Origin of the sequence: uncultured Corynebacterium sp. (assembly GCF_902782855.1) — a bacterium.
In the GTDB taxonomy this organism is placed as follows: Bacteria; Actinomycetota; Actinomycetes; order Mycobacteriales; family Mycobacteriaceae; genus Corynebacterium.
In genome coordinates this window covers 1-14,228 of the sequence record NZ_CACZOO010000198.1, presented here as the reverse complement: position 1 = coordinate 14,228, position 14,228 = coordinate 1, and the positions used below count along the sequence as shown (strand labels likewise).

Genomic DNA, 14,228 nt, shown 5'->3' with positions numbered 1-14,228 from the left:
TGTTCACCCCGGATACATCACAGCCCGCGCCACTTCCGGGGCGGAAATGTGGCACGGGCTGTGATGTATCTGAGGCGAACACGGGACCAGGGATCCGGACGGGCCCCGGGGAGCTCGAAGTTACTTCTCCCCGGCGTCCCCGGCGTCCCCTGCGTCCGCATCAGCGGCGTCAGCATCCTTGGCGGACGCGGCACCGCGGGCCTTGTGCGCGGCCTCCGCGGCGAGGACCTCCTCGTGACCCTCCTCGCCCTCGTAGCCGTGGCCCAGGCGGGAATGCCGCTGCGAGTAGGCGAAGTAGATGACCACGCCGATCGCCAGCCACACCACGAAACGGATCCAGGTGTCCAGCGGCAGGCTCAGAGCCAGGTAACCGCACACGATCACGGCGAGGGCCGGCACCCACGGCACCCACGGCACCTTGAAGGCGCGCGGCACATCGGCACGGGTCCTACGCAGCACGATCACCGAGATGGACACGATCATGAAGGCGAACAGGGTGCCGATGTTGATCATCTCGACCAGCGTCGCCAGCGGCACGATCGCGGCGATGACCGCGATGACGATGCCGGTGACGATGGTGATGCGGTACGGCGTCCGGTACTTCGGGTGGGTCTTGGCGAGCCATTCCGGGAACAGGCCGTCACGCGCCATCGCGAAGGCGATGCGGGTCTGGCCGAGGAACATCGTCATCGAGACCACGATCAGGCCGATCACCGCGATGACGGAGATGACGTTCGCCATCCAGTCCGCACCCACGACCTTGAATGCGGTGGCCAGGGGCGCACCGTCCGCCGGATCGATGTCCTTGTAGTTCTGCATGCCGGTGATCACCAGGGAGACTGCCACGTAGAGCACGGTGACGACGGCCAGCGAGCCGAAGATGCCGATCGGCAGGTTCTTCTGCGGGTCCTTGGTCTCCTCGGCGGTGGTGGCGACCACGTCGAAACCGATGAAGGCGAAGAAGACCAGCGCCGCGGCGGAGAACAGGCCGCCGAGGCCGTAGGTGGACGGCTCGATACCCAGCAGCGTCTGCACCAGCGGCGCGTGCATCACCTCGGAGACCGAGCCCTGGGAGCCCTCCGACGGCGGGATGAACGGGGACCAGTTGGAGACCTTGATGAAGAAGCAGCCGGCGATGACGACCAGCAGCACACCGGCGATCTTGATCGCGGTGATGACCTGGTTGATCCGGCTGGACAGCTTGATGCCGACGACCAGCACCACGGTCAGTGCGAGCACGAGGATTCCGGCGGGCAGGTTGATGACGCCCTTGTCGGTGTTCTGGACGGCGTCCGGGATCTCGAAGGGTGTGCCGTCGAGCACGATCGCCAGGTAGTCGCTGAACGATGTCGCCAGTGCCGAGGACGCCAGGGTGAACTCCAGGATGAGGTCCCAGCCGATGATCCAGGCGATGAACTCGCCGACGGAGGCGTAGGCGAAGGTGTAGGCGCTGCCCGCCACCGGCACGGTGGACGCCAGTTCCGCGTAGCACAGTCCGGCGAGGCCGCAGCCGACGGCGGCGATGACGAAAGCCAGTGCCACGGAGGGTCCTGCGTGGGACGCGGCGACCTGCCCGGTGAGCACGAAGATGCCGGCGCCGACGCACACGCCGACACCGAACACCACGAGATCCAGGGCCCCCAGGTTCTTCTTCAGCTGATGCTCCGGGTCCTGGGTGTCCCGGATGCTCTGTTCAATCGATTTCGTCCGGAACAGGTTGCTCACGTACGGCCTCACTCTCTTGTATGTCGTCGGTCGATTCTAGTGGCTTGTCCAACTGTCGGGAAAGAGGGCTTACTCTATGAGATATGCGCATCACTGTTCTCGGGGCCGGAGTGACCGGCCTGACCTGTGCCCTCGAACTCACCGACGCCGGCCATGACGTGACGGTCATCGCCGACCACGGACCCGGCGACACTGTCTCGGCGGTCGCCGGGGCAATCTGGTTCCCCTACAACGTCACCGTCCCTGACGGCCCTGATCTGGAACGGCGCTCCCTGGCCCGGTTCGTGGAACTCGCCCGTCGGGCCGGGGCGGCGGTGGCCGACGGTGCCGACGACGTCACCGACGACATCGCCCCGGTCGAGCTGCGTCACGGTTTCTACCGCGAGCGGCTCGACCCGCCGGACCGTTCCTGGGTGCCGGTGGTCACCGGTGTTCTCGGGGAGGACGCCGTGACCGCGACAGGAGGTGGGGTGGAGGCCACCCTGCCGATGATCATGACCCCGTCGTACCTGGCCTGGCTCATGGACTCCTGCCGGATCGCCGGTGTGCGGTTCCGGTGGCGGCGGGTGGAGTCCCTCGACCTGCTGGTGCAGGGCGCCTATGACACTGAGCCGCCGGAGGCGGTCGTCGTCTGCGGTGGGATCCGTGGCGGCGAGCTGCTCGGTGGGGATGACGAGGTCTTCCCGGTCCGCGGCCAGGTGATCCTCGTCGCCAACGGCACCGGTGAGGGAGGCAGCCCTGTGCTCACCGACTGGTACATCGACGATGATGATCCGGACGCCCAGACCTATGTTCTCCCCCGGGTCGACGAGATCGTCGTCGGTGGAGTGGCCGAGGTCGGCGCGTGGGACGGGGAGCCGGACGCCACGACCGCCGCGGACATCTACGCCCGCGCCGTCGCGGCGGTTCCGGAGCTCGGGGAGCTGCCGGTCCTGGGGCACGGTGTGGGGCTGCGTCCCGGTCGGTCGACGTTGCGGCTGGGGTTGGTGGATCCCCGGTCCCTGCCGGAGTCTGCGGCGGCGACGGTGGCGGGCGGGGTGCCGGTGATCGCCGCCTACGGGCACGGTGGTGCGGGCATCACTCTGAGCTGGGGGACGGCGGAGCGGGTCGTGGCGATCGTCGACGGCCTCTGACACGTCGGCGGGCCGGGGTCAGGCCGGGGTCAGGCCGGAGTCGGGCCGGAGTCGGGATGGGTGGTCGGGGGGCTGACAGGGGATCAGATGAGCGCGTCGTCGAGATCGTTGAGCAGGCGGTCCCCCGAGGCGACCAGGTCCAGCTGCGGATCGACCCGCGGCAGCAGGTGGGTGATGAAGAAGGACGCGGTCAGCAGCTTTGACTGCGCGAAACTGTCACATTCGTCGGCGCTCCGTTCCCCCAGGGCGCGGACCTGGTCGAGCAGCAGCCAGGCGACGATGATGTCACCGGCGGCCTCCAGGTAGGTCGTGGCATTCGTCAGGGCGGTGGCGGCGTCCCCGTCCACCCAGGCGTTCACGGCGATCTCACCGAGGCGGGTCGCGCGGGAGGCGACGGCCGCGGCGAGCGCGGCGAGCGCCGTCGGGGCGAGTCCCGCGGTCTCCGGGGAGGATACGGCCGTGCAGGTCGCGTCGATACGTCCCAGCAGGTCGCGGAAACCCGCGCCATCCTCGAGCAGCACCTTGCGCCCCAGCAGATCGAGGCCCTGGATGCCGTGGGTGCCCTCGTGGATGGGGTTGAGCCGGTTGTCGCGGTAGAACTGCTCGACGGGGTGGTCGCGGGTGTAGCCGGCCCCGCCGAGCACCTGGATGGCCAGGTCATCGGCCGCCAGGCACCACTGCGACGGCCAGCTCTTGGCCACCGGGGTGAGGACGTCGACCAGCAGCGCGGCGGCGTCCCGCTCCTCGACCGTCGGTGCGGCGGCCGCCTCGTCCAGCAGTTTCGCGGCGTAGAGCATCACCGCGACCGCGCCCTCGGCGTAGGACCTGGCCTCCAGCAGCATGCGGCGTACATCGGGGTGGCGGATGATCGGCACGGCCGGGGCCCCCGGGGCCCCGGCATCCAGCGGGCGTCCCTGGATCCGCCCACGGGCGTAGTCACGTGCGTGGAGGAACCCGGTGACGCCGAGGGCGGTCGCACCGGCGCCGACCCCGATCCGGGCCTCGTTCATCATGTGGAACATGTAGGTGAGCCCCCGGCCCTCCTCGCCGATGAGCCAGCCGGTGGCGTCCTCGTAGCGCAGGGCGGTGTTCACCGTGCCGCGATAGCCCATCTTGTGGTTGAGGCCGACGAGGGTGACGCTGTTGCGGTCGGTGAGGTCACCTGGCCCGCCCAGCCACTTCGGGACGATGAACAGGGACAGTCCCTTCACCCCGGGACCACCGGTGCGGGCGAGGACGAGGTGGACGATGTTCTCGGAGATCTCCTGGTCCCCGCCGGAGATCCACATCTTGTCGCCGCGGATGCGGTAGGTGCCGTCGGCGGCGCGGGTCGCCGTGGTGGTGAGGTCCCCGAGGGCGGAACCGGTGCCGGGTTCCGAGAGATTCATCGTGCCGTACCAGCGGCCGTCGAGCATCGGTGGCAGGAACCGCTCCTGGAGCTCGGCGGAGCCGTGGGCGAGGATGAGGTTCGCTGCACCGGTGGTGAGCAGCGCATAGGACACGGTGCTGACGTTCGCGGCCTGGAACCAGAGGAACGCCGCCCGGTATATCAGGGCGGGCAGCCGGAATCCACCGTGTTCCTCGTCCATCGTCGCGGAGAGCAGGCCGGCCTCGGCGAAGGCGTCGAGGGCGGGTTTCACCTCGTCGATGAGCTGCACCGTGCCGTCGACGAGGTGGGGTTCGTCGAGGTCACCGGTGCGGTTGTGCGGTGCGAAGAGGTCCTCGGCGAGCCGGCGTGACAGGTCGAGCAGGCCGTCGAAGGTCTCCCGGCTGTGCTCGGCGAATCGGTCGAGGGTGGTGAGGTTCTCGGCGTCCAACCAGTCGTAGAGGCAGAACTCCAGGTCGGTGGCGTCGAGCATCAGCGATTCTCGGGTGTCCATGTGGTTCCTCGCGGGGTCGGTGCCGGCAATTATGAACTGCGATTCATGACATTACATCAACCAACATAACCAGGGGCCGGGTTTCACCGGCCGAACAGCGAGCGCGGTACCAGCACCGCGAGCACCCGGGCAGGACGGCTGCTCCGCCCGGACAGGTCGGCGACCGCGGCGTCCAGCAGCTCCCTCAGGTCCCCGCGACGGTCGGACAGGTCCAGCCCACCGAAACGCTCCGCGGAGACCGCGGACGCCAGTCGGGCCAGTGCGTCTCCACCGACCTGCTCGGCAAGGGCTTCCGGTGTCCGGGCCCGCAGCTGCGCCGGCGCGGGACCCAACCCCAGGTCGGCGGCGGTTGCGGTCGCTTCCCGCCAGGCGTCTCCCGCAGGGTGGTCACCACGGCTGATTCCGCGGCGACGCCGCCGGCCGAGCAGGGCGCGCAGGGCCGCCGGCACTGCGAGCAGCAGGACCACACCGGCAGCCACCAGCACCGGCAGGGGGACACCGGACCCGGCAGGTTCCCCGGACGCGGTGTCCCCGGGACGGTCGGGGGTGCCGGGGTCACCGGGGGACGGGTCCTCCGGCACCTGCCCCGCCGCCGGCGGGGTCGTGGGCACCGCGTCGCTCGACGGTGCCGACGGCTCCTCCGAGGTCACCGGCGACTCCGGGGACTCCACGGCGGGGGGAGTCCCGGCCGGGGACTCCTCGGCGGGGGCGTCCTCGGCGGGCTGCCCCTCCGAGGGGACCTCCAGGCCGCCGGGGCCACCGGGGGCCGGTTCGAAGGCGACCCAGCCGACACCGTCGACGAGGATCTCCGGCCAGGCGTGCAGCTCCCGGGCCTTCACGTTCGTCGGCCCCCCACCACCTGACCGTGCCGCGTACCCCACCGCCATGCGGGTGGGGATCCCCAGCTCACGGGCCATCACGGTGAAGGTGGAGGCGTAGTGCACGCAGAATCCGCTGCGCCGCTCCAGCAGCGCCTCCATCACCGCGTAGGGTGCGTCCCCGTCAGCCCCGGGATCGTAGGGGACCGACTCGTCGTAGGTGAAGGCACCGCTGCGGAACCACGCCTCCAGCGCGTACCCTGCCCCGATCCGGTCAGCACCCGCCGCACCGCCGGCCGCCTGGGCCGCCGCCTCCCGCAGGGACGCCGGAACCTCCCCCGGCAGCTCCAGGTAGGTCGACCGGTCGACGGCGCCGGTGTCCACACCGGACGCGGCCAGTGCGGCAAGGTCGACCTCACCGAGCCGGGAGGAGATCAACGGCAGTGACTCGACCGTGTAGCGGTCACCGTCACGGGTCACCGCCGTCTCCGCCTTCGCGGTCGCGGAGTCTGACATCCACGTCCACTTCCCCGGGTCGAAGTCACTCCGGTTCTCTTCCTGCGACTCCCCCTGCGTCCCGCCCGGGACCGTCACCCGGTACGCCGACTGCGGCAGCGGCAACCACCCGCTGCGCAGCCCGTCCATCGTCACCGTCGTCGACTGCAGGCCCGGCGGCACCTGCGCCGCCCGGGGTACGTCGACGGAATCCGCGGCGTCCCCGGAGTCCTCCTGCGGCGTCCAGCGCCCGCCCTCGAAGTCCGCGAGGGTGGCCAGCGTGAAGTAGTGGGCACCCGGGGTCTGCGTGTCGAAGCTGAAGACCCGTGAACCGCTGCGCTCACGCAGGTCTTCGGCGAGCGACACGGTGACATCCGGCACGGTGCTGTTCACCGGGGACTTCACCACCGCCGGGTTCCAGACCCGGTCCGTGGCGTCCGGCATCGCGGCGACCACACCGGTCGCGATGACGCCGGCCAACGCAGCCATGGTCAGCCCCGGCACGGAGAGCCGGGGTGCGGCGGTCCAGGCCAGCAGCACCAGCAGGACGCCGGCCGCGACGATCAGCGACCGGTCGACGACCACACCGGTCGCCGCGACCGGGGCGAGCAGCAGCAGTGACAGGAAACCGCCGGTGACGAACGGCGCCCCCGCCCCGACCAGCAGGGCGGATGCCGCGATCCCGAGCATCAGCCCCATGAGCCCCAGCAGGTCGGCGACCGGACCGGCGGGGTCGAAGGGCGTCGCCGCGGTGTTGACCACCTGCGCCGCCCGGTCGAACATGCCGAGCGGGTCCCGGAGCCACTCCCCCGCACGCCCGGTGGCGATGAGCAGGACGAGCCAGGTCACCACCCCGACCCCGGCGCCGCCGAGCAGGGCGAGTGTCTCCCGGCGCGGCGACAGCACCGAGGCCGTCCCGGTCGCCGGGATGACGGTGACGGCGAAGATGAGGAGGAGCTGCCACTGCCACGGTCCGGTGCGGAAGATGAGGTGCATCGATTGCAGCACCACGGCGCACAGCAGGGTGACGAGAACGCCGGACACCAGCGGCCGCGGCGAGAACGTCGGGGTATCCCGGGTGGTGCGGGGGACCCCACCTGGTCGGGGAGTTCGGGCGTGCGTCACCGGTGCGCCTCCCGGAGGGTCTCCACGGCGAGTAGTTCACCGGCGAAGGCGTCGCCGCCCAGCCGGTCGGTGAGTCCGGGGGTGACGGCGCCGGTGACCACGACGTCAGCGGGTCTGACGGGGTCACCGGCACCCCCGTCGTCGGCGGTGGTGACGAGCGCGAGCACCCGGCGCACCGCGTCCCCGTCACCGCAGATCTGGGCCGGACCGTCACCGCAGCTCAGCAGCACCCGGTAGTCGTCCTCGAGCAGCCGGTCGGCGACGGTCACCGTCGCCGACACCGCCGTCTCGAAGGACTCCGCCGAGCTGTAGCACCCGGGGTCCGCCACGAGATGCACGGCCGCCTCACGCCGTTCCGGGGTTTCGTACTGGTTGACCAGCAGTTTGCCCAGGCGGGCACTCTGTTTCCAGTGGACCTGGCGCACGGCGTCCCCGGTCCGGAACTCGCGCAGCACACCGGCCGGCACGCCGGACACCGCCGAGTAGTCCACCCCGGCGTCGTCGTCCCCGCCGGCTCGGGCGGCCACCGGGCCGGGGATGTCCGCGGGCAGATCGTCGAGCGGGCGGGGCAGGACGAGAAGATCCCGGCCGGTGTCCACCCGGATCCTTCGGACCACCAGGCCTGAGGGGTCCGGCAGGACGAGGTCCGATACCCCGGTCCACTGCACTCCACGCCGGTCGGCGCGGAACCGCACCCGGGAGACGACCGGGGTGCGGGCGACCGGGGCGTCCCGGGTCACCTCACGGTCGCCGAACTGCCACAGCATCCGGGTGTGCAGCCGCAGCGGCAGGCGCTGGACGACCGAGGTGACGCAGTCGACACCTCCGCCGACCGTGGGTGTGACGTCCGGTACCTCGACACGGGTGCCCAGCCTCGCCGCAGGGGGGACCAGCAGGGCGTACCCCAGTGCCAGCAGCAGCATCGCCAGAGGAAGAACCATCAGGTAGCGCAGGTCCCGGAGTTCCAGGACGCGCCACAGGATCCCCGCGAGGACGGCGCAGACGAGGACGCCCCAGCCACGTCCGGTGAGCGCGACCGGCGGTCTTCCCGCCGTTCTCTTCCCCGGGGGTAGCGCCACCGTCGTCGTCCCGGGCCCTGTCGCCGGCCCTGTCGCCGGACCTGTCGCCGGCCCTGTCACCCGTCCAGTCACCGTAACCCGGTCGACGCGACAATCTGCGACACGAGCTGCACCGCCGTGATGTGGGCGTCGCCGACGGTGGCGAAGCGTCCCCGCAGTGACAGGCGGTGCGGAAGGACCATGGCGGCCAGGTGGGCGACATCGTCGGGGGTGACGAAGGACCGGCCCTGCATCGCCGCCCGTGCCCGTGCCGCCCGGGTCAGGTGGAGGGTCGCACGGGGGCTGGCGCCGAGAGCGATGCCGTCGTGTCGCCGCGTCGCCGAGACGATGTCCACCAGGTAGCGGGCGACGGGCTCACCGACGGCGATGGCCCGCACCGCCCGTTGGGCGACGAGGACGTCACTGACGGTGACGACCGGGCGCACCAGTTCCTCGGGACGCCGCCCCCCGTGGGACAGCACCATGTCGATCTCGGCGTCCTGTTCCGGGTACCCCAGGGATATGCGGGTCATGAACCGGTCCCGCTGCGCCTCCGGCAGCGGGAACGTGCCCGCCATGTCCTGCGGATTCTGCGTGGCGATGACCATGAACAGTTCCGGCAGGTCGTGGGTGGTGCCGTCGACGGTGACGCGACGCTCGGCCATCGCCTCCAGCAGGGCCGACTGGGTCCGGGGCGAGGCCCGGTTGACCTCGTCACCGACGGCGAAGTTCGTGAAGACCGGACCGGGGTGGAACCGGAACCGCCGGGTGTCGTCGTCGTAGACGGTGACGCCGGTGACGTCGGTGGGCAGCATGTCCGAGGTGAACTGGATACGCCGCACCTCCGCGCTCACCGAGCCGGCGAGAGCGGTCGCCAGGGTCGTCTTGCCGACACCGGGGACGTCCTCCAGCAGGACGTGCCCCCCGGCCAGCATGGTCGTGATCACCGCGTCGATCGCCCCGGCCTTCCCCCTGAGCACCTGCGCCAGCGACGCGTGCAGGGTACGGGCGAGATCACGGACCGCGGTCACGGCGGGGTCGGGTGCGGTCATGTCCGCCCGTTCACTCATCGACGTGCCGTCCCGTCAGGATCCGCAGTAGGTGGAGTAGCCGAAGGGGTTGAGCAGCAGCGGAATGTGCAGGTGCGACGGCGTCGCCGGATCCACCGCGGGGTCCCCGACCGTGAAGGTGACGTCCACCCACGGGTAGAGGGTGGCGGTGCCGGACGCGGCGAGGAGGTCACCGGTGTGGAACCGCAGACGGTAGGTGCCCGGGGCAGGGTCGACGACGAAGCGGTAGCGACCGTCCGCGTCGGTCGTGGCGGACTCCAGCACCGTCGGCTCGGCGGTGACGTCCGGACCGACGTCGGTGACGGCCAGACTGACGAGTTCGACCTGCAGGCCTCCGGCGGGCAGGCCGGTGGTCGTGTCGAGGCAGTGGGTGGACAGACTCATGGTGGTTCTCCTTCTGGTGTTTCTTCTCAGCCGGTGACGGTGCCGCGCAGCCGCAGTCCGTTGATGGCGTCGAGCTGACCGACGCTGAACGCCCACTCGTCGGCCGGGTCGACGGTGAGACGCCGCTCCAGTTCCGCCCGGATCTCCGCACTCGACCGGCCGGTGGCCATGATGAGGAAGTTCCAGCCGAAATGCTCCCGGTAGGCCGGTTGCAGGTCCCGCACCGCGTCCAGGTCGGCGGACTCCACCACCCCCGACTGCTCCGATGCGGACCGTGACCCGGCCGTGACCGCGCCACCGATCGGCGGGTGGGCGTTGACCGCCTCGAGCACGTCGGCCTCCCGCTGCACGGCGAGCAGTGCGGACGCCGCCCCGACGAGCGCGTCGACCGAGGTGAACGGTCGGGCGTCCGCCACCGCAGCCGCCAGCGTCGCTGAACCGAGGATCGTCTCCAGCTCCGTGACAACGGTGCCGGCCGGGGCGACGTTGAAGGCGGCGAGGGTGAACGTGGTCATGGCGCCATCGTAACCGTCCCGGTGCCCGGTGTCCCCACCAGCGTGCCGTTGACCACCACCCCCGTGACCGTCCGGTCGTCGCCGAGCATCAGGCAGGCGAAGAGGAGTTCCCCGGTGGTGGTGCACCGTGCGGCGCGGTAGGCGAGCAGCGGGTCGGTGGGCGGGGCGTCTCCCGGCGCGGGGTCGAGGATGACCAGGTCAGCGTCCTTCCCCGGGGTGAGACTGCCGACGTGGGCGTCCACCCCGAGGGCGCGGGCGCCACCGAGGGTGGAACGGTACAGCAGTTCGGCGGCGGTCAGCGGGGCGGTCCCGGTGGTGCTTGCGAGCAGACGGGAGACCTTGTACGCCTCTCCCGCCGTGACCAGCGGGGACAGTGAGGTGCCCGCCCCCACATCGGAGCCGAAACCGATGCGCAGGCCGGGGAACCGCCCGAGGATCCCGTTGAGCGGGAAGAGCCCGGAACCGAGGAAGCTGTTCGAGGTCGGGCAGTGCGCCAGGGAAGCCTGCGCCGCGTCGAGGCGGGTGAGTTCACGGTCACTGAGGTGGACCGCGTGGCCGAAGACGGCGCGCTCGCGGACCAGACCTGCCCGGTCGTAGACGTCGGTGTAGTCGGTGGCCTGCGGGAACAGGTCGCGCACCCAGTCGCACTCGCCGGGGTTCTCCGAGAGGTGGGTCTGGATGACGACGTCGGGGTGGTCGGCGGCGAGTTCGCCGAGGGCGCGGAGCTGGGCGTCCGAGGAGGTCGGCGCGAACCGCGGGGTGATGGCGTACTCGAGGCGTCCGACACCGTGCCACCGGCCGATCAGCGACGCACTGTCGGCGACGGCGGAGTCCGGGGTGTCGAGCAGTTCCGCCGGGGCGTTGCGGTCCATGCACATCTTGCCGGTGATGATGCGCAGGTCCTTACGCTGCGCGGCGGTGAACAGGGCGTCCACACTGTGGGCGTGGACCGTGGAGAACACCAACGCAGTGGTGACACCGTTGCGGATCAGCTGGTCGGTGAAGAACTCGGCGGTGGCCTGCGCGTGGACCGGATCGGCGAATCGGGCCTCAGCGGGGAAAGTGTAGCGGTCGAGCCAGTCGAGCAGTTGCTCGCCCGGCGAGGCGATCATCCCGATCTGCGGGTAGTGGACGTGGCAGTCGATGAGGCCGGGGATGATGAGGGCGTCTCCGTGATCGTGGAAAGCGGTCTCCGGGTACGCGGCGAGAATGTCGGATGCCTCCCCCACCGCCGCGATGGTGGTGCCGTCGACGACGACGGCGCCGTGCGGGATGTCGAGCAGATCGGGCAGGTCGACAGGGGCGGGTGGGGCGACAGGGGCGGGCGGGGCGGGGTGCACCGCGTCCTGCGGTGTGATGACGTGACCGAGGTGGATTTCCATGGCGCCCGGCTCTACAGGTCGAGGGTGAGGGTCGGGGTCAACGACCGCGAACAGCACAGGGTGATCCGTGTGTTCGCCGCATGCTCCGCCGGGGACTGCACGTCATCACGGTGGTCGGGCACACCGTCGACTACTCCGGTGAGGCAGGCCCCGCACATCCCCGCCTCGCACGACAGTTCGATGTCCACACCGTTGTCGGTGAGGACCTCGGCGATGGACTGCTCCGCCGCGACCGGGAATGTCGCGCCGGACGAGGCAAGACGCACCTCGAACGCAGTGCCGTCGGCAGCCCGCGGCCGTGACGGGGCGAAGCGTTCGACGTGCACGGCGTCCCCCGGCCAGCCGTCGGCGGCGGCGAGCCCCACGGCCCGGTCGATGAAGCCGCCGGGGCCGCAGATGTAGACGCGGTCGCCGGGCCGGTACGGCTCGGGGAGGTGTCCGGCGGTGCGCAGCGAGTCCCCGTCGGTGCCGAGGTGTTCCACGGTGGTCCCGCCACCCGCCCGGTCCGGGCCCGTGGTCTCCCGGAGCCGGGTGCGCAGCGGAAGGTCGTCGACGGTGCCGGCCCAGATGTGCAGGACGTGGTCCCGGCCGGCCGCGGCGCAGGTCGCCGCCATCGCCGCCAGCGGGGTCACGCCGATCCCGCCGGCCAGCAGCACGGTACGACCCGCACCGGCCGGGGCGGCCGGGGCGTCCACCATCGGGAAGTGGTTACGTGGCCCGGTGACCTCCAGGGTGTGGCCGACCCGCAGCTGCTCGTGGATGATGCGGGACCCGCCGCGGCCGGTCTCATCGAGTTTCACGGCGATCCACCAGCGGGACATGGCGTCCGCGGCGGTGGGGTCACCGCACAGGGAGTACTGGCGGACCACCGGGCCGAGGTGCAGGTCGATGTGGGCGCCGGCGGTGAACGGCGGGAAACACCGTCCCGGCACCGCCGGGGCGAGTTCGATGAGCAGGACGCCACGTCCCGCCCGGGACATGGATTCCACCACGGCGAGCATCGTGGGAGTGTGGTTCGCCTGGGTCCGGTTCTTCTGTGTCGTCATGATGTCCTCCTCAGGCGGTGAAGAACTGCGACAGGCCCAGGTCGCGCAGGGCGCGGCGGTAGGCGATCGACGACCGGTCGGCGGGGATGTGGACCTCCAGGGTGGGGTCCAGCGGCAGGTTCTCCGGCTTCTGCGCCTCGACCATCGCCCGGTCCTCCTCGAAGACCTGCAGGTTGAAGTCGTAGACGTCCTGGACGGGCTGGTCGGTGTCGAAGTTGCGGACGCGGGCGTCGAACAGGCGGGTCTTCGTCGCCGAGACCGGGGACGCCGCGTTCATCATCGCCAGGTGCTTCCCGCCCGGGAAGAAGACGTCGAGGGTCGCGGTGAACGGCACGTGCAGCCGGAACCGACGCAGCCAGCTGAACCCCTCGGGCACCGCGTCCCACACCTCCGGGCTCGCGTCATGCGGGATGTTCGGCATCGACGACCAGTAGTCGGTGGTGAACCCGTCCGCGGTGCGCTCCGGGGTGTACTCGGGGACGACCGGATTGTCGGACAGCGCGAAGGATCTGTCGTGGACGAAGGCGAAGTGGGCGACATCGAGGAAACCCTCGACCTGGCGTCCGGCGAAGGCCCCGACGTCGATACCGGGGCAGTTGATGCGCTGGTAGCCGTCCTCGTCCCAGTGCGGCACCGGCGGGATGTCCGTGGGGGTGTCCACCCCGGGGACGTCGCCGGGCTTCGCGGCGAGGTTCGCCCAGACCAGGCCGTAGCGTTCCACCGCTCCGTAGGCGGGAAGGTGCATCCGGGCGGGGATCTTCGCGGTCGGGTGGGCGGGGATCTCGGTGCACCGGCCGCCCGCCCCGAAGCGCAGGCCGTGGTACGGGCATTTGACCCCCCTGCCGTCGTGCTGGTCCTCACCGAGGCTGAGCATCATGCCGCGGTGGGTGCAGAGGTTGTCGGCGACGGTGATCTCCCCGTCGACGCGGTAGATGACCAGCTGCTTGTCCAGCAGGGTCGCCCCGGTCGGCCCCCCGGTGATCTCGTCGGAGTAGGCGACCGGGTGCCAGAAACGGGCGATGATCTGCCAGTCCGCGGGGTCGAAAGTGAGCTTCCGGGGCAGTGGCAGGTCGCCCTCGGCCGGGGTGTAACCGTCGGCCGCGGCGGGGAGTCCGGCTCCCGGGTTCCGGCGGACGCGGTGGTGTCCACGGGGACCGCCGACGCCGGAGACGCCGGAGACATCGGGGCGGAAGGTGGGGGCGGGGCCGGTGGAGGTGGGGTTGTCGGGGATGGTGGAGGTCACGGTGGTTCTCTTCTCACGCGGGGGGGACGCGGCCTGTGGTCGTCGGGCCGGTCCGGACAATGGGGGTCAGCGGAACGGTGCGGGGCGCGGACGCGACTCACACCGTGGTGTCGACCCCGTGCGCGATCTGACCGCGGGTCCACCCGGCGAGGTGGCCCTGCGACGCCGGGAGAGCCCGGGGGGTCGCCGGGGCGCCGGTGCGCGGCGCGGTCAGTGGGAAACTCATGGATCCGAGTATGCGGGCCTCTTGTTTCCGCGATGTCACAGTCTCGTGACACATCTCCTCCCCGGGGATCCCCGTCCCCGTGTCGGCGTCGTGGGGCGTGGGGCCGGGGGGCCGGGGGGCCGGACTAC

At 71.0% G+C, this 14,228-nt stretch carries 12 protein-coding genes; 1 reads left to right on the top strand and 11 read right to left on the bottom strand.

Annotated elements, in window-relative coordinates:
* Positions 1–120 precede the first annotated feature (120 nt).
* Positions 121–1,725: an APC family permease gene (locus tag QZV72_RS08590; protein WP_297007353.1), complete on the bottom strand. Its 1,605-nt coding sequence runs from the start codon at positions 1,723–1,725 to the stop codon at positions 121–123.
* An 83-nt stretch (positions 1,726–1,808) separates the two neighbouring features.
* On the opposite strand from QZV72_RS08590, the gene QZV72_RS08585 reads away from it, so the two are divergent.
* Complete coding sequence (locus QZV72_RS08585; RefSeq protein WP_297007350.1) at positions 1,809–2,858, top strand: FAD-dependent oxidoreductase; 1,050 nt, start codon at positions 1,809–1,811, stop codon at positions 2,856–2,858.
* An 83-nt stretch (positions 2,859–2,941) separates the two neighbouring features.
* Here QZV72_RS08585 and QZV72_RS08580 read toward each other — a convergent pair whose 3' ends face one another.
* The 10 genes from QZV72_RS08580 to QZV72_RS08535 all read right to left on the bottom strand — a co-directional run bounded on the left by QZV72_RS08580 (position 2,942) and on the right by QZV72_RS08535 (position 14,100).
* On the bottom strand, positions 2,942–4,738 hold the full coding sequence (locus QZV72_RS08580) for an acyl-CoA dehydrogenase (protein ID WP_297007347.1): 1,797 nt from the start codon (positions 4,736–4,738) through the stop codon (positions 2,942–2,944).
* An 83-nt stretch (positions 4,739–4,821) separates the two neighbouring features.
* Positions 4,822–7,176 carry a transglutaminaseTgpA domain-containing protein gene (locus QZV72_RS08575; protein ID WP_297007345.1) on the bottom strand — a complete coding sequence of 785 codons (2,355 nt, stop codon included), beginning with the start codon at positions 7,174–7,176 and terminating at the stop codon, positions 4,822–4,824.
* On the bottom strand, positions 7,173–8,255 hold the full coding sequence (locus QZV72_RS08570; RefSeq protein ID WP_297007342.1) for a DUF58 domain-containing protein: 1,083 nt from the start codon (positions 8,253–8,255) through the stop codon (positions 7,173–7,175). Before QZV72_RS08570 ends, QZV72_RS08575 begins: the two co-directional genes overlap by 4 nt.
* A 68-nt stretch (positions 8,256–8,323) precedes the next feature.
* Positions 8,324–9,286, bottom strand: a complete 963-nt coding sequence (locus tag QZV72_RS08565) for a MoxR family ATPase (RefSeq protein WP_297007340.1) — start codon at positions 9,284–9,286, stop codon at positions 8,324–8,326.
* Between the two features lie 33 nt (positions 9,287–9,319).
* Complete coding sequence (gene uraH / locus QZV72_RS08560) at positions 9,320–9,688, bottom strand: hydroxyisourate hydrolase (RefSeq protein ID WP_297007337.1); 369 nt, start codon at positions 9,686–9,688, stop codon at positions 9,320–9,322.
* Between the two features lie 26 nt (positions 9,689–9,714).
* Entirely contained in the window at positions 9,715–10,203 is a 489-nt protein-coding gene (locus tag QZV72_RS08555; RefSeq protein WP_297007335.1) for a 2-oxo-4-hydroxy-4-carboxy-5-ureidoimidazoline decarboxylase, read from the bottom strand.
* Positions 10,200–11,585 carry a guanine deaminase gene (guaD, locus tag QZV72_RS08550; protein WP_297007332.1) on the bottom strand — a complete coding sequence of 462 codons (1,386 nt, stop codon included), beginning with the start codon at positions 11,583–11,585 and terminating at the stop codon, positions 10,200–10,202. The genes QZV72_RS08555 and guaD overlap by 4 nt, the downstream gene beginning before the upstream one ends.
* Before the next feature lie 11 nt (positions 11,586–11,596).
* Positions 11,597–12,631: a PDR/VanB family oxidoreductase gene (locus QZV72_RS08545; protein ID WP_297007329.1), complete on the bottom strand. Its 1,035-nt coding sequence runs from the start codon at positions 12,629–12,631 to the stop codon at positions 11,597–11,599.
* 10 nt (positions 12,632–12,641) lie between these two features.
* On the bottom strand, positions 12,642–13,874 hold the full coding sequence (locus QZV72_RS08540; RefSeq protein WP_297007327.1) for an aromatic ring-hydroxylating dioxygenase subunit alpha: 1,233 nt from the start codon (positions 13,872–13,874) through the stop codon (positions 12,642–12,644).
* A gap of 97 nt (positions 13,875–13,971) precedes the next feature.
* The gene (locus QZV72_RS08535) at positions 13,972–14,100 is read right to left on the bottom strand and encodes a hypothetical protein (RefSeq protein ID WP_297007325.1); all 129 of its coding nucleotides are present in this window, start codon (positions 14,098–14,100) and stop codon (positions 13,972–13,974) included.
* Positions 14,101–14,228: the final 128 nt, after the last annotated feature.

Coding starts and splice junctions, on each gene's coding strand:
- guaD (WP_297007332.1), bottom strand. CDS start 11,585: ATGGAAATCCACCTCGGTCACGTCATCACACCGCAGGACGCGGTGCAC.
- QZV72_RS08580 (WP_297007347.1), bottom strand. CDS start 4,738: ATGGACACCCGAGAATCGCTGATGCTCGACGCCACCGACCTGGAGTTC.
- QZV72_RS08555 (WP_297007335.1), bottom strand. CDS start 10,203: ATGACCACGTTCACCCTCGCCGCCTTCAACGTCGCCCCGGCCGGCACC.
- uraH (WP_297007337.1), bottom strand. CDS start 9,688: ATGAGTCTGTCCACCCACTGCCTCGACACGACCACCGGCCTGCCCGCC.
- QZV72_RS08535 (WP_297007325.1), bottom strand. CDS start 14,100: ATGAGTTTCCCACTGACCGCGCCGCGCACCGGCGCCCCGGCGACCCCC.
- QZV72_RS08545 (WP_297007329.1), bottom strand. CDS start 12,631: ATGACGACACAGAAGAACCGGACCCAGGCGAACCACACTCCCACGATG.
- QZV72_RS08565 (WP_297007340.1), bottom strand. CDS start 9,286: ATGACCGCACCCGACCCCGCCGTGACCGCGGTCCGTGATCTCGCCCGT.
- QZV72_RS08585 (WP_297007350.1), top strand. CDS start 1,809: ATGCGCATCACTGTTCTCGGGGCCGGAGTGACCGGCCTGACCTGTGCC.